At 60.3% G+C, this 18,559-nt stretch carries 16 protein-coding genes and 1 pseudogene; 6 read left to right on the top strand and 11 right to left on the bottom strand.

Annotated elements, in window-relative coordinates; all coding sequences use genetic code 11:
• Positions 1-91: 91 nt before the first annotated feature.
• The 4 genes from DBP26_RS11025 (at position 92) to DBP26_RS11010 (ending at position 3,517) form a co-directional block, all read left to right on the top strand.
• The gene (locus DBP26_RS11025; RefSeq protein WP_108237616.1) at positions 92-886 is read left to right on the top strand and encodes a MetQ/NlpA family ABC transporter substrate-binding protein; all 795 of its coding nucleotides are present in this window, start codon (positions 92-94) and stop codon (positions 884-886) included.
• A 2-nt stretch (positions 887-888) separates the two neighbouring features.
• Entirely contained in the window at positions 889-2,016 is a 1,128-nt protein-coding gene (locus DBP26_RS11020; protein ID WP_108237615.1) for an ATP-binding cassette domain-containing protein, read from the top strand.
• On the top strand, positions 2,006-2,650 hold the full coding sequence (locus DBP26_RS11015; protein WP_108237614.1) for a methionine ABC transporter permease: 645 nt from the start codon (positions 2,006-2,008) through the stop codon (positions 2,648-2,650). The genes DBP26_RS11020 and DBP26_RS11015 overlap by 11 nt, the downstream gene beginning before the upstream one ends.
• Positions 2,651-2,890: 240 nt before the next feature.
• Positions 2,891-3,517, top strand: a complete 627-nt coding sequence (locus DBP26_RS11010) for a class I SAM-dependent methyltransferase (RefSeq protein ID WP_108237613.1) — start codon at positions 2,891-2,893, stop codon at positions 3,515-3,517.
• Between the two features lie 79 nt (positions 3,518-3,596).
• On the opposite strand, the gene DBP26_RS11005 is transcribed toward DBP26_RS11010, so the two are convergent.
• The 3 genes from DBP26_RS11005 to DBP26_RS10995 are packed head-to-tail and all read right to left on the bottom strand — an operon-like array spanning position 3,597 to position 8,928.
• Positions 3,597-6,737: an efflux RND transporter permease subunit gene (locus DBP26_RS11005; protein ID WP_108237612.1), complete on the bottom strand. Its 3,141-nt coding sequence runs from the start codon at positions 6,735-6,737 to the stop codon at positions 3,597-3,599.
• Positions 6,734-7,804 carry an efflux RND transporter periplasmic adaptor subunit gene (locus DBP26_RS11000; RefSeq protein WP_108237611.1) on the bottom strand — a complete coding sequence of 357 codons (1,071 nt, stop codon included), beginning with the start codon at positions 7,802-7,804 and terminating at the stop codon, positions 6,734-6,736. Before DBP26_RS11000 ends, DBP26_RS11005 begins: the two co-directional genes overlap by 4 nt.
• Entirely contained in the window at positions 7,801-8,928 is a 1,128-nt protein-coding gene (locus DBP26_RS10995; protein ID WP_108237610.1) for an efflux RND transporter periplasmic adaptor subunit, read from the bottom strand. The genes DBP26_RS11000 and DBP26_RS10995 overlap by 4 nt, the downstream gene beginning before the upstream one ends.
• 156 nt (positions 8,929-9,084) lie before the next feature.
• On the opposite strand from DBP26_RS10995, the gene DBP26_RS10990 reads away from it, so the two are divergent.
• Entirely contained in the window at positions 9,085-10,251 is a 1,167-nt protein-coding gene (locus tag DBP26_RS10990; protein ID WP_108237609.1) for an AAA family ATPase, read from the top strand.
• Between the two features lie 77 nt (positions 10,252-10,328).
• Here the strand turns inward: DBP26_RS10990 and DBP26_RS10985 are convergent, their stop codons facing one another.
• The 4 genes from DBP26_RS10985 to DBP26_RS10970 all read right to left on the bottom strand — a co-directional run bounded on the left by DBP26_RS10985 (position 10,329) and on the right by DBP26_RS10970 (position 14,237).
• The gene (locus tag DBP26_RS10985) at positions 10,329-11,348 is read right to left on the bottom strand and encodes an ABC transporter substrate-binding protein (RefSeq protein WP_108237798.1); all 1,020 of its coding nucleotides are present in this window, start codon (positions 11,346-11,348) and stop codon (positions 10,329-10,331) included.
• 86 nt (positions 11,349-11,434) lie between these two features.
• Positions 11,435-12,301 (bottom strand): ABC transporter permease, encoded by an 867-nt coding sequence (locus tag DBP26_RS10980; RefSeq protein ID WP_108237608.1) that lies wholly within the window; start codon positions 12,299-12,301, stop codon positions 11,435-11,437.
• A 130-nt stretch (positions 12,302-12,431) separates the two neighbouring features.
• Positions 12,432-13,313 carry an ABC transporter ATP-binding protein gene (locus tag DBP26_RS10975; protein ID WP_108237607.1) on the bottom strand — a complete coding sequence of 294 codons (882 nt, stop codon included), beginning with the start codon at positions 13,311-13,313 and terminating at the stop codon, positions 12,432-12,434.
• Between the two features lie 27 nt (positions 13,314-13,340).
• The gene (locus DBP26_RS10970) at positions 13,341-14,237 is read right to left on the bottom strand and encodes a TauD/TfdA family dioxygenase (protein ID WP_108237606.1); all 897 of its coding nucleotides are present in this window, start codon (positions 14,235-14,237) and stop codon (positions 13,341-13,343) included.
• A 257-nt stretch (positions 14,238-14,494) separates the two neighbouring features.
• On the opposite strand from DBP26_RS10970, the gene DBP26_RS26945 reads away from it, so the two are divergent.
• A complete protein-coding gene (locus DBP26_RS26945; RefSeq protein WP_158541423.1) occupies positions 14,495-14,647 on the top strand; it encodes a hypothetical protein in 153 nt (50 codons plus the stop codon).
• A 113-nt stretch (positions 14,648-14,760) separates the two neighbouring features.
• Here the strand turns inward: DBP26_RS26945 and DBP26_RS10965 are convergent, their stop codons facing one another.
• The 4 genes and pseudogenes from DBP26_RS10965 to DBP26_RS10950 all read right to left on the bottom strand — a co-directional run bounded on the left by DBP26_RS10965 (position 14,761) and on the right by DBP26_RS10950 (position 18,502).
• A complete protein-coding gene (locus tag DBP26_RS10965; RefSeq protein ID WP_108237605.1) occupies positions 14,761-15,549 on the bottom strand; it encodes a MetQ/NlpA family ABC transporter substrate-binding protein in 789 nt (262 codons plus the stop codon).
• A gap of 323 nt (positions 15,550-15,872) precedes the next feature.
• Positions 15,873-16,688, bottom strand: a pseudogene (locus DBP26_RS10960) (sigma 54-interacting transcriptional regulator); the annotation flags it as partial.
• Positions 16,689-16,804: 116 nt separating this feature from the next.
• Complete coding sequence (locus tag DBP26_RS10955) at positions 16,805-17,386, bottom strand: alpha/beta hydrolase (RefSeq protein WP_108237797.1); 582 nt, start codon at positions 17,384-17,386, stop codon at positions 16,805-16,807.
• A 405-nt stretch (positions 17,387-17,791) separates the two neighbouring features.
• Positions 17,792-18,502: a Crp/Fnr family transcriptional regulator gene (locus tag DBP26_RS10950; protein ID WP_108237603.1), complete on the bottom strand. Its 711-nt coding sequence runs from the start codon at positions 18,500-18,502 to the stop codon at positions 17,792-17,794.
• Positions 18,503-18,559 lie beyond the last annotated feature (57 nt).

Below are 18,559 nucleotides of genomic sequence, written 5' to 3'. Positions count from 1 at the left end.
GGCTGACACAACGACATCGCGGGCACGCGCGCCTACAGCCCCCGCGACAGCTCGACAGATTTCACTCTGAACATTAAATCGGAAAAGAAACATGACAAAGACGCTGCTCACCCTGGCCCTATCGCTCGGGCTTTTCACCGGCACCCTCCAGGCCGCCGATCAACCGCTGAAAGTCGGCACCACCGCGGCGTTCGCCATTCCGCTGGAAACGGCAGTGGCCGAGGCGGACAAGCAGGGCCTGAAGGTCGAGTTGGTGGAATTCACCGACTGGATCGCTCCTAACGTCAGCCTCAACGCCGGCGACATTGACGTGAACTACTTCCAGCACATCCCGTTCCTGGAGAACGCCAAGGCAGCGTCGGGTTTCGATCTGGTGCCTTACGCGCCGGGGATCATCAACAACGTGGGCCTGTATTCGAAAAAATATAAAAGCTTCGATGAGCTGCCGACCGGTGCGACGGTGGCCATCGCCAACGACCCGATCAACAGCGGCCGTGGGCTGCAACTGCTGGCCAAGGCCGGCTTGATCACACTCAAACCAGGCGTGGGCTACAAGGCCACCGAAGAAGACATTACCGCCAACCCCAAGAAGCTCAAACTGATACAGGTCGAAGCCGTGCAATTGGTGCGCGCCTACGACGACGCCGACCTGGTGCAGGGCTATCCCGCCTACATCCGCCTGGCGAAAACCTTCGATCCTGCGTCGGCGATCCTCTTCGACGGGCTGGACCACCCCGAATACGTCATTCAGTTCGTGATCAAGCCCGACCACAAGGACGACCCGCGCCTGGCCAAATTCATCGACATTTATCAACACTCCCCTGTCGTGCGCGCCTCGCTGGATAAAGTGAATGGCTCGCTGTATCAGGTCGGCTGGAAGAACTGACCATGACCGCCACCGTGCAACGTTCCCTGCCCTTGGAAGCGCCCACACCGCATTCCGCCGAACACGTGCGTCTGCACCCCGAGAAGGCGCAAGCTCACGTGCGCTTCAGCCAACTGGGCAAAATCTATGAAGGCCAGCAAGGGCCGGTCGCGGCCTTGCAAGGCATCGATCTGGACATCCAGCGCGGCGAAATCTTCGGCATCATCGGCCGCAGCGGGGCGGGCAAGTCTTCGCTGATTCGCACGATTAATCGTCTGGAGCAGCCCACCAGCGGGCGGGTGCTGATCGACCAGGTCGACATCGCTGCGTTCAACGAAGACAAGCTGGTGGAGCTGCGTCGGCGCATCGGCATGATCTTCCAGCACTTCAATCTGATGTCGGCGAAAACGGTGTGGAAGAACGTCGAGTTGCCGCTCAAGGTGGCCGGCGTACCCAAGGATCAGCGTCAGCGCAAAGTCGCGGAATTGCTGGAACTGGTTGGCCTGAACGACAAGCACAACGCCTACCCGGCGCAATTGTCCGGCGGGCAGAAACAGCGTGTCGGCATCGCGCGGGCGCTGGTGCATGACCCGGAAATTTTGCTGTGCGACGAAGCCACCTCGGCGCTTGATCCCGAAACCACGCAATCAATTCTGGGCCTGCTGCGCGAGATCAATGAGCGACTGGGCCTGACCATTATCCTGATTACCCACGAGATGGCCGTGATCCGGGAAATCTGCGACCGCGTCGTGGTGCTTGAGCGAGGCCAGATCGCCGAGCAGGGCCCCGTATGGCAGGTGTTCGGCAATCCGCAGCATGAGGTGAGCAAGACCTTGCTGGCACCGCTGCAGCATGCGCTGCCGGAAGACGTGCAGACTCGTTTGCAACGCCATCCATCAACCACGCACAGCAGCATCGTGCTGGACCTGCAATTCACCGGCAGCAACGGCCAGGAGCCGGATTTATCGGCGTTGTTCGGCGCGTTTGGCGGGCGCGTCAATCTGCTGCAGGGTGGGGTGGAACGCATTCAGGGACGCGCGCTGGGCCATTTGGTGCTCGCCGTCAGCGGCTCACCGCTGTCCGCAGAAGAACTGCTCGATCGCGCCTGCAGCCAGGCGCAACATGCAAAGGTGCTGGGTTATGTGGCTTGATCGTTTGTGGCAAGGCGTCATCGACACCTTTTTGATGGTTGGGGTCTCGTCGCTGCTCGCGCTGATTCTCGGGATTCCGCTGGCGGTGATTCTGGTCACCAGTGGCAAGGGCGGCATTTTCGAAGCACCCAACCTCAACCGCGTGCTCGGCGCCTTCGTGAACATCTTTCGCTCGGTGCCGTTTCTGATCCTGATGGTCGCGCTGATCCCCTTCACCCGCCTGATCGTCGGGACCACCTATGGCGTGTGGGCAGCGGTGGTGCCGTTGACCATCGCCGCCACGCCCTTCTTTGCGCGGATCGCCGAAGTCAGCCTGCGGGAAGTCGACCACGGCCTGATCGAAGCCGCCCAAGCCATGGGCTGCCGCCGGTGGCACATCGTCTGGCACGTACTGCTGCCCGAAGCGCTGCCAGGAATCGTCGGTGGTTTCACGATCACTCTGGTCACCATGATCAACTCCTCGGCCATGGCTGGCGCCATCGGTGCAGGCGGCTTGGGCGACATCGCCTACCGCTATGGTTATCAGCGTTTCGACACGCAAGTGATGTTGACCGTGATCGTATTGCTGGTGGTGTTGGTGGCGGTGATTCAACTGGGTGGAGATCGATTGGCATTGCGGTTGAACAAGCGCTGATCCGCCTGCGATTCTGCCCGTAGGAGAGCGCTTGCCCGCGATTCTGGCCGTAGGAGCGCGCTTGCCCGCGACCTGCTGCGCAGCGGCAGTAAACCCTAAGCACTCGATGTCTCTGAAACAGCGCAGTCCGATTTTGCTGTCGCTACGCGGCAGATCACGGACAAGCGCGCTCCTACAGGTTTTAACAGGGCAACGACGAGGAGGTATATTGGCTGCTTCCTCTGCTCAGAATCCGCCGACATGAAACTTGATCCGCAAGCCCTCGCCCAGATCACCGCCACCACGCTCGCCAACTACGACGAGGTGGCCGAGGGTTTCCGTGAAGGCACTCGGGATCATGACGTCAGCCAGAACATCGATGCGCTGTTGCGGAATATCCAGGGCCCTGCACCGTTTGAGATTCTCGACTTCGGCTGCGGACCAGGGCGGGATTTGCGTACTTTCACCGCGCTAGGTCATATCGCGACCGGGCTCGACGGTTCGCAACGTTTCGCCGACATGGCACGCGCCGACAGCGGATGCGAGGTGCTGCACCAAAACTTTCTGGAGCTGCAGCTGCCCAGCGAACGCTTTGATGGTGTCTTTGCCAACGCTTCGCTGTTTCATGTCCCGCGTCAGGAATTGCCCCGCGTCTTACTCCAATTGCACTCAGCGCTCAAACCCGGTGGAGTGCTCTTCAGCTCGAACCCTCGTGGAAACAATCAGGAAGGCTGGAAAGGCGAGCGCTATGGCTCATTCCATGACCTGGCGGGCTGGAGCGCCTTGTTGGTGGAGGCCGGTTTTGACGAGGTCGAGCACTATTACCGCCCCGAAGGCTTGCCGCGCGCGCAGCAGCCCTGGCTGGCGAGTGTGTGGCGCAAGGTTTGAAAAGCCTTGCGCAGCGCACGCTGTAGCAGCCCCAACGAGCCGCGCTGCTACAGCGGGATCACCCCCCCTGGTAGGACGTCTACGCCTTCGGCCGATGGGGGGCGTCTTCGGTCGTGTCCACGTCGTCTTCATCATCACGGTCGCGCTTTTGCGCCTCGGCTCGCTCCCTCTGCGCTTTCGTCGGTTCCTTGATCTTGTACCAGGCCACGTACAGCGCAGGCAGGAACAGCAGCGTCAGCAAGGTCGCGCTGATGATGCCACCGATCATCGCGTAGGCCATCGGACCCCAAAACACTTCTCGGGCGATAGGGATCATGCCCAGGCTCGCCGCCGCAGCGGTCAGCAGAATGGGACGCCGCCTGTGCTCTGTCGCCTCAGCGACCGCATCCCACGGCAGATAGCCCGCCTCTTCGTACTCGTGAATCTGCGTCACCAGAATCACCGAGTTGCGGATGATGATGCCGATCAGCGCGAGGATGCCCAGAATGGCCACGAACCCCATCGGCGTGCCCGTCGGAACCAGCGCCAATACCACGCCGATCAACCCCAATGGCGCAACACTGGCGACGAGGAACATTTTCTGCACGCTGTGCAGCTGGATCATCAGGAACGTCGCCATGAGAAACAACATCAGCGGCACCACTTTGGCGATCGGCCCCTGAGCCTTACCGCTTTCTTCCACCGTACCGCCGGTGGCGATCTTGTAGCCCGCGGGCAGATCGGCCGCGAATTTGTCGATCTCCGGCTTGAGTTGCTTCACCAGATCCGTCGGCTGGATTTCGTCGCGCACCGCAGCCTTCAAGGTGATGGTAGGTTTGCGATCTCGGCGCCAGACCAATGGCTGTTCCAGTTCATAACGCACGTTGGCGAACGCCAGCAACGGAATCGACGTACCGCCCTGGGTGACGATTTGCAGGTTTTGTAACGTTTCCGGTGAGCCACGCTCAGCATCAACTGCGCGCCCGACCACGTTGATCAGGTAGATGTCATCGCGCACTTGGGTAACGTTGGCGCCAACGACAATGCTGTTCATCAACTGCGCCACGTCCTCGGAAGACAACCCCAGTTGCCGCGCCTTGTCCTGATTGATGTCGATGCGCAGGACTTTGCCCGGCTCGTTCCAGTCGTAGATCATTTCACCGATGTGCTGATTCTTGTCCAGCAGGGTGGCCAAATCGATCGCGTGCTGACGCACCTTGTCGATGTTGTCGCCGCTGATACGGTATTGAATCGGGCGCCCCACGGGTGGGCCCATTTCCAGCGGCTGAACGTAAGTACCGATGCCGACGAAATCCTCGCGCAGGCGCTTGTTGAGCCGATCCATCAACCCCGCACGTTCTTCCAGCCCCTTGCTTACGATGACCAGCTGCGCGTAATACGGGTTCTCCAGCTGTTGATCCAGGGGCAGATAGAACCGCACGGCGCCTTGGCCAATGTAGGTGCTCCAGCGCACGATGTCCGGATCGTCCTTGAGCGTCGCCTCCAGCCGGTCCACTGCTTTGCGCGTTTCATTGATCGATGCGTTTTGAGGCAAGTTGAGGTCGAGCAGAATTTCCGGCCGGTCGGAAGACGGGAAGAACTGGTTCTGCACAAAACGCATGCAAAACAGCGCCGTGGCGAACAAGGCGATGGTGATGAAGATCGCCAGCCAGCGGTTGCGCATCGCCCAGAACATCGACCCTGTGAAGGCCCGCGCAATGCGTCCCGGCGGCTTGTCATCGTGCTTCTTGATCTTGTCGCTGAGGATGTGCACCCCAATCACCGGCGCGAACAGCACAGCCACCACCCACGACACCAGCATGGCGACAGCGATGACCGCGAACAGCGTAAAGGTGTATTCCCCCGCCGAACTGGCGTTCAAGCCGATAGGCACGAACCCCGCCACTGTCACGAGCGTGCCGGTGAGCATCGGAAAGGCCGTTGACGTATAGGCGTAGGTCGCCGCCTGCTCTTTGCTGTCGCCCATTTCCAGACGCGTGACCATCATCTCGACGGTGATCATCGCGTCATCCACCAGTAGGCCCAGTGCGATGATCAACGCCCCCAACGAGATCCGCTGCATGGTGATGCCGCTGTACTCCATGAACACGAACACCATCGCCAGGACCAGCGGGATCGAGCACGCCACCACCAGCCCGGCCCGCACGCCAAGGCTGATGAAGCTGACGACCAGAACGATCACTACCGCCTCGAACAGTGCGCTGGTGAAGCCGCCGACGGCTTTCTCCACCACCTGCGCCTGATCGGAAACGTTGTGCACCCCAACGCCCACCGGCAGGTCGGCGGTAGCCTGCTCCATACGGGCGTGCAGTTCCTTGCCGAACGCCTGCACGTTTCCGCCCTTCTGCATGGCGATCGCCAAGCCGATCGCCGGTTTACCGTCGAAGCGGAACATCGGCTTGGGCGGATCCACGTAGCCTCGACTGATTTCGGCGATGTCGCTCAGCCGGTAAAAGCGGTCGTTGAGCCGCAGGTTCACGGTCTCCAGATCCTTCTCAGACTCGAATTGGCCGGACGTACGCACCGAGATCCGCTCGGGCCCTGCTTCGATGACGCCCGCCGGGGTCACGGCATTTTGTGATTGGAGACTCTGCACGACCTGCCGCTGATCGAGGCCCAGTGCGGCCAGTTTGCGGGTCGAGAAATTCAGGTAAATCACTTCGTCCTGCTGGCCGATCATCTCGACCTTGCCCAACCCCGGCACATCACGGATCTGCACCCGCACCTGTTCGACGTAATCGCGGAGCTGGCGGAAGGTCAGGCCGTCGGCGGTGAAGGCGTAGATCGAGCCGTACACATCCCCGAATTCATCGTTGAAGGCTGGGCCTTGCAGACCCTGTGGAAACGTCCCGCGAATGTCGTCGATTTTTTTCCGGACCTGGTACCAGATTTCTGGAATGTCCTTGGCGCTGGTGGTATCTCGCAGGTAGACAAAAACCGTCGATTCGCCAGGGCGGGTGTAGCTTTTCACGTAGTCCAGAGAATCGAGGTCTTCGAGTTTTTTCTCGATGCGGTCGGTGACCTGTTCCAGCGTTTCGTCCACGGTTGCGCCGGGCCAGCGGGTCTGGATCACCATGGTCTTGATGGTGAAGGACGGGTCTTCTTCGCGGCCCAAGTTCATGTACGAAAACACGCCCATGAGCAGGCCGACGAACATCAGGTACCAGACGAAGGACTGATGTTTGAGCGCCCAGTCGGAGAGGTTGAAGTTCCCTTTCATCGCGGGCTGTCCTTATCGACTTTGACTTTCTGCCCCGGCTCGAGGCTGTTTACACCGGCGGTGACCACGCGATCACCGCCGCTCACACCACCGGCGATGACGACCGAATCGCTGTCGCGGCTTACCACCGTAACCGGGCGCGGTGAAACGGTCTGGTTCTGCATGTCGATGACCCAGATCTGGGTTTTGCCGTCGACGTCCTGTAACACGTTGAGGGGCAATTCAATGCGCGGCGCAATGGCTGAGCTCAGGGTCACGCTGATCGCCGTGCCCAGTCGAAAGGCGGCAGGGGTCTGAGCGAGAGTCAGGCGCGCGCGTCGGGTGCGCGTCGCGCTTTCAGCCTGGGGCTCCAACTCGCGCAGCGTCGCGGTGGTGTTGATCTCGGGCTCCAACTGGCTGGCCACTTTGAACACCACATCCTTCGGCAGTTGTTCTGCCAGCGGCGCGGGAAGGTCGATCACCGCCTCCTTGATGTCGGGCCGCGCCAGCGTCACCACTTGCTCACCGGCACTGACCACCTGCCCCGCTTCGGCTTTCCATTGCGTCACCACCGCTGGGTGATCGGTGCGCAACTCGCTATAGCTCAACTGATCCTGCGCCTGTTGTACGGACGCCTTGGCTTGGTTGAACGAGGATTGAGAGGTCTTCAGGTCGGTCACCGCCACATCCAGCGCTGCTTGTGCGCCCACGCCCCGGTCGAACAACTCCTGCTGACGCCGCGCATTGGCCTGGGCATTGATGTACTGCGCCTCGACCCGAGCCAGATCGCCCTGAGAAGCGCGCAACTGGTTCTGCAGATCGGTAGGGTCCAGCGTCGCCAGCAACTGGCCCTTTTCGACTTCTGCGCCGACGTCGACGCTGCGCGAAGCGATGCGTCCCGACACTCGGAAACCCAGCGTGCTCTCGTACCGTGCGGCGATGTTTCCGGCGAAACGGCCCAGGTTTTCCTCGGCCTGTGGTTTGACTTCCATGAACAGCACGGGACGCACAGGTTCAGGCGGCGCCTCCTCCTTTCCACAACCGCTCAGCAACAAGGCGCTCAGCAACAGGCCAGACAGGCGCTTCATTGAGCTCCTCCTGCTGACGCACTGGAAACGCCTGCGAGCTCAACCTGCATGTCAGGGTGCAGCAGCTGATTTCCGGCGACCACCACTTTCTCCCCGTTTTTCAGGCCTTCGGTAATGATCACTTTCCCAGTCAAGTACCGCCCTACGGTGACGGGACGCAGGCTGGCTTTATTCTGTTCGTCGACGATCCACACAGCCGGTTGGCCCAGATGCTCACCCAAGCCCTTGGTCAGCGCCGACCAGGGAAGTTCGACACTTTGCCGGGCGGGCACGCTGAGCGCCGCGCTCACTACAGAGCCCAGGTCCATCCCTTCGGGTAGCGTGTCGAGGGCAATTTTTACCTGCAACGTTCCGGTTTGTGCGGAAACGGCTGGGGTGATTTCGCGCACCTTTCCGCTGACCTTGATGTTCGGGTTATCCAGCAAGGTGACTTCCACCGGTTCATCACCCGGCGGCTGGACGAACAGGGATTCGTAGACGTTGAAGACTGCGTCCCGCTCACCGTCGCGCGCCAGGCTGAAGATCGGCATGGTTGCCTGCACCACCTGACCAACCTCAGCCTGACGTGCCGTAATGACGCCCGGCGCATCGGCGATCAGCGAGGTGTAACCCAGTTGCTCACGGGCGTTGGCCAGTTGCGCCTGGGCAGCTTTCAAGGCGCTCTGGCTACTGCGCAGTTGCGCCTGTGCGGCATCATATTCGCTTTTGCTGGTGTAACCCTTGGGCAGCAACTTTTCCTGGCGCACGAAGGCGGCTGAGGTCTGCTTGACCCGCGCTTGCTCGGCAGCTTCGGCAGCGATGGCCGAGTCGACGTTGGTCTGCAGGTCTTTGGGGTCCAGTTTGGCCAGCACCTGCTTGGCGGTGATACGGTCTCCGACATCGACCATACGCTGGATGATTTTGCCGCCCACGCGGAACGACAGTTGTGTCTGCACGCGCGCTTGGATATCGCCCGTCAGTGCCACCGTTGCGGCGAATTCAGTGGTTTTCACCGCTTGCACCTGCACACGAGGGTGTACGGGATCCGCCGGCTTTTCCTTGCCGCACCCTGACAGCGCGATGAGGCATACGCCCAGCGCCACCGCCTTGAGGCCGTTTCGAAGCAATGAGGGATGAGCAGGCATGCAGGCTCCTTGTGGCAATGCCGTGGCGTGCATCACACAGCCCAACGCCGTCGTGATGTGATCATGCGACTGTGAGCGTAGATTAGGGTTCCTTCCCCCGCTAAACTCGGCCAACCGGACTCGCCAGTCACGCCTGCTCACTGCATGGAATGCTCGATGCTCACCACCCTCGCCATCGCCAATTACCGCTCGATCAACACACTGATCGTGCCGCTGGCGCGTTTGAATCTGGTCACTGGACCTAACGGCAGCGGTAAATCCAACCTTTACCGAGCGCTGCGGCTGCTGGCCGAGACGGCGCAGGGTGGGGTCATCAATGCGCTGGCAAGGGAAGGTGGCTTGAGTTCTACCGTCTGGGCCGGACCGGAAAGCATCAGCCGGCGCATGCGCAACGGTGAGGTCGAGATTCAAGGAGGGCCGCGCAGTGATGTGGTCCGCCTGCGTCTGGGGTTTGCGGCGCAGGACTTCAGTTACGCCATCTCACTGGGCCTGCCACCGCCGCCGCTCGATCAAAGTGCCTTCGGCCTCGACCCCGAGATCAAACGCGAATGCATCTGGGCTGGCCCTCTCTACCGCCCCGCCAGCCTGTTGGTGGATCGTGCCGGCCCTATGATCCGCGCTCGCGAGGGCCGCAGTTGGGACGTCCTCGCGCAACACACTCCGACGTTCGATAGCCTGTTCGATCAGGTGGGCAACATGCGGTCCTCTCCAGAAGTGATCGAGCTTCGCGAGCGCATTCGAGGTTGGCGATTTTATGATCACTTTCGAAGTGACACCGAAGCCCCCGCGCGCCAACCGCAACTGGGCACTCGCACGCCCGTCCTTCATCACGATGGCAGGGACTTGGCCGCAGCGCTGCAGACCATCCGTGAAATCGGCGAGCCTGACGTGCTGGATGAGGCGATCAGCGACGCATTCCCCGGCGCACGCATTGCGATTGACGTACAGGCAGGGGGGCTGTTCGCGCTGGCGTTCTACCAACATGGGTTGCTCCGGCCATTGTCGGCCTCGGAGTTGTCCGACGGTACGCTTCGCTATCTGCTGCTGATCGCTGCGCTGCTCACGCCTCGCCCGCCCACGATGATGGTGCTCAATGAGCCGGAAACCAGCCTGCACCCGGACCTGTTGCCTGCGCTGGCCAGGCTGATCATTCGGGCCTCGAAAAACTGCCAGATCTGGGTGGTGTCACACGCCAGCCGTTTGATTGCAGCGTTGGAACGAGACCCCCACTGCAACAGCATTGTGTTGGAGAAGGAATTGGGACAGACCGGAATCGTCGGTCAGGGGATGCTCGATCAACCGGCATGGCGTTGGCCCGATTGAGCGGCGCTCCCCTCTGCGGCAGCGTGGCTTACTCGGCGATCTGCCGTCACGCCTAGCTGCCGAAGCACGGGATCGCTTCAGCTACCCGCTCCCTCGTGGGCTTCTTCGAAGAAGAAATCTTTCCAGCTGTCCGCCTTGTTCTTCAGCACGCCGATTTCATGCAGTTTCTCGGCGTAGATGTAGGTGCGTTGCGGCACGACGGTGAAATCGATTTCCGGATCGTTGACGATCTTTTCCACCAGCGGCAATGGCAGCTTGGATTTTTCGACTTCGATGTAGGTCTTGGCCGCTGCCGTTTTGTCGGCCTTGATGATCTTCTCGGCTTCAGCCAGCGCGTCGTAGAAAGCCTTGTACGTCTTCGGGTTTTCGTCGTGGAATTTCTGCGTCGTATAGAGCACGTTGAAGGTCGCCTGACCGCCCAATACGTCGTACGAGCTCAGCACTTTGTGCACGTTGGGGTTTTCCAGCTCCTGGTACTGGAACGGCGGGCTGGAGAAGTGCGCGCTGATTTCCGAACCACCAGCGATCAACGCTGAGGTGGCGTCCGGATGCGGCAGGCTGACGGAGATGGTGTCGAATTTCTTGTAGTTGTCGTTACCGAACAGTTTGGCAGTCTCGATCTGCAAGGTGCGCGACTGGAAGCCCACACCGGCGGCCGGAACGGCGATGCGGTCTTTGTCCGTGAAGTCTTTGATGCTCTTCACGTTCGCATTGTTGCTCAACAGGTAGTTGGGCATCGATCCCAACGAGGCGATGGCTTTGACGTTCTGTTTGCCCTTGGTGCGGTCCCATATGGTGAGCATCGGTGGCACGCCCGCCGACACCACGTCTAGCGCGCCGGCCAGCAGCGCTTCATTCATCGCGGTGGCGCCGGAAATGCTGTTCCAGTCGACCTTGATATCGATGCCCTGCTCCTTGCCGTGCTTCTCGATCAGCTTTTGCTGCTGAACCACATCGAGAATCAGGTAGCCGATCCCGAATTGCTGAGCGATGCTGATTTTGCCTTCGGCGTTCGCGCCGCTGCTCAGTAGCGCGCCAAACAGACCCAGCGTGGTTGCCAGCACGGTCAATGCCGGACGTTTGAATGAAGTCCCCATGAATTCCTCACATGAAAGCGAATAAGTGTTGTGTGGCTTCATGTCCGGCGGTCCGGTCCATGCAGCGCCGTGTTTTTAGGCGTGACTCAACGCTGCATGCCCCAGCGCTTGACGGTCAGGCGCTCGACATTGCTGAACAGCAGGTTTTCCACCAGCAAACCGATGATGATCACGGCCGCCAGGCCGGCGAACACCTTGTCGGTGTACAGCTCATTGCGGTTCTGAAAGATGTACCAGCCCAGACCGCCTTTGCCCGAAGACGCGCCGAAGACCAGCTCGGCGGCGATCAGCGTGCGCCAGGCAAACGCCCAGCCGATTTTCAACCCGGCCAGAATCGACGGCAGCGCCGCCGGGATGAGAATGTGCCAGACGAACCGGATCCCCTTCAGGCCGTAATTGCGCCCGGCCATGCGCTGGGTCTCGGACACCCCGAGAAAGCCAGCGTAGGTATTGAGCGCCAGGGCCCAAAGCACCGAGTGCACGAGGACGAAAATCAGGCTGTTCTCGCCCAGACCAAACCACAGCAGCGACAGAGGCAGCAATGCGATGGCGGGCAGCGGGTTGAGCATCGAGGTCAACGTGGCCAACAAGTCACGGCCCAGTTGCGTTGACACCGCCAGGGTGGTCATGCCGAACGCCAGCACAATGCCGATCAGATAGCCCTTGACCAGCACCGTCAGGGAAATCCAGACCTTGGCAAGCAACTCGCCAGTGACGACGCCATCGACGAACGCCTTGGCTGTGTCAATGAAACTCGGCAACAGCAAATCGTTGCCCTGCACGCGCGCAGCGATTTCCCAGATCACCGCCAGGGCGATCAGAATCACGCTCTTGCGCACCCAGCCTTGCTGCCAGATGCGTCGGGCGAGGGGAATATCGCGGGCCAGGTCTTCTTGGGTGAAAGGCTCCAGCGCAATTTCATATTCCTCGCGAATCGGGGGGGAAAGGCTCATGGCGTTGTCTCTCTTGGGTCACCGTTCCGGAGGAGCGAGCTGGCCCGCGATTGCGGTGTGTCATCGACAACAATGTAATGAGTCGATTGCAATCGCGGGCAAGCGCGGTCCTACAGGGACGAGGCGCGCATTAATAGGCGATCCGAATGTCTTGAAACCGCAGATCCTGCTCCACCGCAGGCGTTTCGCCCTCGTCGAACAGCAAGCGATGGATGCGCTGGGCCGAGGCCTGAAAATCCACGCCACCCAGACTCTTGAGGTCGTATTGATGGCTATTGATCTCGGCACGAACGCGCCCAGGGTGCGGCGACAGCAGCAGAATCCGGTTGCCGACCACCAACGCTTCCTCGATGGAGTGAGTCACGAACAACAGCGTGAAGCGCACCTCTTCCCACAGTTCCAGCAATTCTTCTTGCATCTTGCGACGGGTCAGCGCGTCAAGCGCCGCGAAAGGCTCGTCCATCAGCAGGATTTTCGGCTGCATCGCCAACGCCCGCGCAATGGCCACACGGGCTTTCATGCCCCCGGACAGGGTATGCGGGTACGCCTCGGCAAAGGCGCTCAGGCCCACCTTTTCCAGGTAATGCCGCGCACGCTCCTCGGCCTCTCGGCGTTTGAGGGTGCGTGACGCGAGCAACGGGAACATGACGTTCTCAATGACGGTTTTCCAGGGCGGTAGTTGATCGAACTCCTGAAAGACGACGATGCGATCCGGCCCGGGTTCTCTGACCTGCTCGCCCGCCAGACGAATCTGCCCTTCACTCGGCGTGATGAAACCGGCCACAGCCTTCAAAAGCGTGGACTTGCCGCAGCCCGATGGGCCAAGCAGGACAAAGCGGTCGGCCGGGTCGACCTCGAAACTGACCTGATGGGTGGCCCGCACAACACGCTGCGGAGTGCGGTACTCAAGGCTGACGCCCTGGACTTGCAACAGCGCTTCAGCGGTAGGCTGATCGGCCTGTTGCGCATTCAAGCGATCGCTAGCCGTGTGGCTTTGCAGAACAGCATTCATTGAGCGAGCTCTCAATCAAAAAGTGGATCAGAACGGCGCATCGCCCTGAATGGTCGTGCGGTGCAGGCGCCGGCGCAGATGGTCGGGAGTGCCACCGGCCAGGTGAATCAGGGAACGGTTGTCCCAGAACACCATGTCGTTCTCCTGCCACTTATGGCGATAAACGTTCTCCGGGCGCACGCTGTGAGCATAAAGCTCATCCAGAATTGCCCGGCTTTCGTCTTCAGGCAGGCCGACAATATGAGTGGTGAAGCCCTCGCTGACGAACAGCGCCTTGCGGCCATTTTCCGGGTGAGTCCGCACGATCGGATGGCTGACGACCGCCACTTGTGCCAGTTGCTCGGCGCTGAGGGTCGGGCGCCAGTTCTCAGCGTTGCGGCCGTCACGGTAGCGGGAGGTATAGCTGTGCACCGCGTTGCGACCTTCGACGGCCTTGCGCAGGTGGTCAGGCAACGTATCCCACGCCAGGTGCATATCGGCGAACAATGTATCGCCTCCCTCACTGGGCAGTTCCTGGGCATAAAGCATTGATCCCAGGCTTGGCAGTTCCTTGTAGGAGAGATCCGAGTGCCAGTACTTGCCCGCGTCGCCCAGCCCGACCGGCTGACCGTTCTCGACGATATTGGAGACGATCAGGATTTCAGGGTGGCCGGGCAGCAGAAATTGCTTGAGCACATGGATCTGCAGCACGCCAAAACGGCGGCTGAAGTCGATCTGCTGCTGCGGGGTGATGTGCTGGTCGCGAAACACCACGACGTGGTGATCCAGATGGGCGCGGTGCACGCGCGCAAAGTCTGCGTCGTTCAGCGGCTGGGACAGGTCAAGCCCAACGATCTCCGCGCCCACCTTTTCGGTGAATGGACGCACGTCGAACTGCTGGCCCGGCGCTTGCGCCGACAAGGAAGCGGGGGAGACTGCTGGCATGAGAACTCCGACTCAAAGGGCTGACTGATGAGGCGGAACTTTATAGATATAAGAAAGGAAATTTAAATACTGTTGCGGAATATGGATAGCGCCGAAAGAACTAGCCAAGGCTCAATGCCACCATCCGACGCACGCCGCGGTGAAAATTCCGACTGGCCCCAGAACCACGTCCTCCACTACCTGTCTATCTTCCGTCTTGCAGCGAGGCTTGATACGGAACGAACCGACTATCGGGCACGGGAATGAGAGGAACAGCGATGCCGCTACGCGAAAACGATGCAGATCATGGCCAGGGCAAAGCCTCTGAAGACAATGTGAAGCTGCTCATCGCGCTGCGCCGCGCATTGGGCATCCATGCGAAAACGCCGACGCAGATACGTGCCGTCGGCGTGAAAAACGCAGGGCAGTGATGTCACCGCCCTTGGAAGGCTTGGGTGTGCTAGCGATGCGTCAAGTCGAACACAGCAGTAAGACGCATCGCTATCGCGAGTAAGCTCGCACCTTCAACAACATCATCTGCTCATCAGAACGCTGGCAATACCGCACCGTCGTACTTCTTGTTGATGAAGTCTTTGACTTGCTGGCTGGTCAGCGCCTTGGAAAGCTTTTCGATGGCGTCGGTGTGGGCGTTGTCCGTACGGGTCACCAGGTAATTCACGTAAGGCGAGTCGGAGCCTTCCAGGATCAGCGCATCTTTCTTCGGATTCAGCTTGGCTTCCAGCGCGTAGTTGGTGTTGATCAGGTCCAGGTCGACCTGGTCCAGCGCGCGCGGCAGCAGGGCCGATTCCAGCTCGCGGAATTTCAGTTTTTTCGGGTTGGTGGCGATGTCTTTGGGTGTCGCCAGCGCGTTGGTCGGATCTTTCAGGGTGATCAGGCCGTTCTTCTGCAGCAACAGCAGGGCGCGACCGGCGTTGCTGCCTTCGTTTGGAATGGCCACGGTAGCGCCTTCGGGCAACTGGTCGATGGACTTCCACTTCTTCGAATAGCCGCCGAACGGTTCGACGTGTACGCCCACACCGGTGACCAGCGTCGCGCCTTTACCTTTGTTGAAGCCGTCCAGGTAGGGCTTGGTCTGGAAATAGTTGGCGTCCAGACGTTTTTCGTTCAGTTGCACGTTCGGCTGCACGTAATCGGTGAATACCTTGATCTGCAGGTCCACGCCCTCTTTGGCCAGCTCAGGCTTGATCAGCTCCAGAATCTCGGCGTGGGGAACGGCGGTCGCACCCACGACCAGTTTTTCCGCAGCCTGTGCCGCGTTGATGCCGAAGGAGAGGGCAGCCGCCAATGCGGTGAACAGCAACGTCTTTTTCATGCGATGTCCTTAGTAGAATCCGGTCGCCTTGTGGGCAACTCTGTTTCATGGATGCCGCGGGTACGACCCGGGAGGGTGGCGGCTGACGCGGACATTACCGACATTTTTTATGCCGAGACAATACTTTTTAAGCGAATGTATATGCCTTTCGGTTCTCACAAGGCTTTTAGCCACCATCCGACCGTCTAACTCGCAGGTTGCGCATGAAGAACTGCCTGGTAGGAGCGCGTTTACCCGCGATTGCATTGTGTCAGCCACCCTTAATGCCTGATGTCCCGACGTCATGGCGGGCAAGCGCGCTCCTGCACAGGCAATCAGCGCAAGGGCAGGTTGAGGTGTTCCGGCAGAATTTCCGAGCCGCTGCTCACCAGCAGGGCGAAATGGATGACATTCTCCAGCTCTCGGGTATTGCCCGGCCAAAAATGCGCTTCCAGCAGGTGCTGAGCCGCCTCGCTGATCAGAGGCATTTCAAAATCCAGGCGCTGGCTGTAGATCCCCAGAAAGTATTCGGCCAACGGCAGGATATTCCCCGGCTGCTCCCTCAGCGACGGTAAATCCAGGCGCCCTTCGCTGAGGTAACGATAAAGGCGCTCATGGAATTTTCCGGCTTTGACGGCCAGGCTCAGGTCAATACTCGTCGCGGCCACCAGCCGAACATCGACCTGCGTGGGCTGCGAGGCGCCGACACGGGTCACTTCGTGATTCTCCAGCGCCGCCAGCAACTTGATCTGGATCGCCAATGGCAAGTCGGCAATCTCGTCCAGGTACAGCGTCCCGCCAGTGGCCGAACCGAACCACCCTGCCCGGCTGCTGGCCGAGCCACTGTGCGTACCTGGTGCGTAGCCAAACAATTCGGCTTCTGCGTAAGTGGGACTGATTGCGCCGCAATTCACCGAGACGAACAGCCCGGCGCGATCACTGCCGCGATGAATATGCCGCGCGAGCAATTCTTTACCCGTTCCTGGCTCGCCGCGGATGAGCACCGGCAGGTCCAGAGGCGCCAACTGCTCCATCTCCTCCCGTAATCGACGCGACCGCGGGTCGAAAAACACCAGCGCCTTGGCACGGATGCTCAGGGGGCTTTTTTCGGCGTCAGGGAAAGTGAGAAGCGGCTGTTGCGGTAGATCTGAATGGCTCATGGCAGGCTCCCGCCCAAGCCATCGATGCCTGGACGTTTAAAAAAAAACCGCAGGGCCTGTCGGATCACTGCGGCGAAAAAGACCGATGTGGGCGCGCGTGACTACGCCGCGACGTGTCACGCGCGACGGCGCGTGAGTTGCTCGATACGGCCTTGCAGGCGATACAGGTAAGCGAACCCCTGCTCCCAGCGTTGGTGGCCGGACTTCACATTGATATGGCCAGCACCGCTGAGAATGCCGATCTCGGCTCCCCAATTGCGGGCCATTTCCATTGCACGTAGCGCGCTGACGGCGGAGTCATTATCCGAACTGACCACTTGCGTCGGAAACGGCAGTAAATGCTCGGGAATAGGGGCGAAGTTGCGGATGGCCGGCGGGCAATTGGGACGCTCCACGTCAGCCGGCGCGACCAGCAAGGCCCCCCGGACTTGGCGCAGCGTCTCCAAAGGCGCCCATTGAGCCCAATGGGCGACCGTGATGCAGCCCAAGCTGTGGCCGATCAGAATCACCGGCGTGGTATCGGCGGCAATCGTTCTCTGGAGTTCACCCACCCAATCCTCGCGGCCTGGCTTGAGCCAGTCTGCCTGCTCCACACGCACGCTATTGGGCAAGCTGTGCTGCCAGTGGGTTTGCCAGTGGTCGTCGGCAGATCCTTGCCAGCCGGGCACGATCAGGTAGCGGATCGATTCGTTATGCATGGCCTTCGCCTCCTGCATTTTCTGCGTTCATGGCGGCGAGTATAGAGACGCGACATATATTCGAAAAAGAATAAGAAGATATTTATTAATACCCATCTCTTATATGTCGCAGCGCGAGGGTTGGCGCCGCAAAGGCAGCAAAAAAGAGGGCCACCCCCTGCCTTAAGGAGCGGCCCTGATAATCACGCTGTCTGCCCCCAGCTCGCCGGGGATATACAGAGAATACGGATGGGTTGTTACAGAATTTTGTTGGCGATGGTTCTAGCCTCGGGCATTCGGCTTGAGCGCTGGGCTCATTCCTGCGCGACGTCCTGTTACCCAGGCTCCTCTTGGCCGGCTCGCTCATGAGCGAAACGATGGGCCGCCATGCCTACCGAACCGTAATACCGTGCTGCGCTCAGCGCGTCATGCTCCGGCAAACGTCAGACGATGCTGCGCGACCGTGCGCAAGCGCCCAATGTCCAGTTCGCTGATGAAATCATGTTCCCGGCGCAGGAGTCCGCGTTCGGCGAATTGCTCGAGCACGCGATCGACCACATCGGGCGCCAGCCCCAGACAGCGCGTTGAATGCAGGTCGGCAATGGAAATGATGCGCACCGAGCGGTCCATGTCTCCGTACCCCTGGGCGAGCATCAGCAGCCGAAAGGCCACCCGCTCATCGGTAGGCAATGACGTCATCTGCTCGGGCGACGGCACCCCCAGGTTCAGCTTGCGACTCAGCAGGTCGGCGAAATAGCGCCAGTACCTGGGCTGGTCGTTCAACAGTTGCTCTAGCGGCGCCTGGGGCATGTGCAGCAGGATGAGTTGGTCTGCGGCATAGACGTCCCGCAGCCGCGGTCGATCATCGAACAGGGAAACTTCGCCGAACCAGTAAGGCCGTGCGGTCACCGGGCAAGGGAGCCACTGACTTTGCTGCTTGAGGTCGTTGAAGCGCAGGGATCCATCGAGCAACGCGTAAAGCCCGCAAGGCGGTGCGCCCCGTTCGAAGATCAGCTTGCCCGGCGTGAAGCGTCGCTGCCGCATGCCCATGAGCAGACTATCCTGCAGTGAGGCAGGCAAATCGTTGAACCAGTGATCGTTCAGCAACCACGAGCGCCATTGGGTTCCATTCGTCATGTGAATCTCCTTTTTCTCGCTGGCGTTTTGTTGCAGGCTGAGCCCATCAACGGGCCC

Source organism: Pseudomonas sp. RIT409 (assembly GCF_003052515.2).
GTDB lineage: Bacteria > Pseudomonadota > Gammaproteobacteria > Pseudomonadales > Pseudomonadaceae > Aquipseudomonas.
The sequence above is the reverse complement of the archived record's forward strand: the minus strand, read 5'-3'. Positions and strand labels throughout refer to the sequence as shown.